The following is a 301-nucleotide window of genomic DNA, read 5'->3' on the forward strand; positions in this document are numbered from 1 at the left end:
TTTTCAACTTCATTTTCTAATTGATTCACTTTTGTCAAATCTTGTTCCCAAAAATTTATATTCTTCAAAACAGAATTGCTTATTTGTTGATAATCATTTTCTTTCCAAATGTTTTTAAACTCATTTATAATTGCTTCATCATCATTTACAGGTAATTTTTGATTGTTCCAATCACCTTTGTAAAAACGAATTAAACAAGCCAAAGAAAATGTAATTCCTTTCGGAATTTGATTAAATTTTTCTACATAATCTAATAAACTTGGTAGAACACGAACTTTGAATTTTGAGATAGAATTTAACG

The 301-nt window shown here is 25.2% G+C and carries 1 pseudogene; it reads right to left on the reverse strand.

The annotated features are described in order from the left end of the window. Positions 1 to 301, reverse strand: a pseudogene (locus QWI17_RS16610) (hypothetical protein); the annotation flags it as partial.

Source organism: Gilvimarinus gilvus (assembly GCF_030518155.1).
GTDB lineage: Bacteria > Pseudomonadota > Gammaproteobacteria > Pseudomonadales > Cellvibrionaceae > Gilvimarinus > Gilvimarinus gilvus.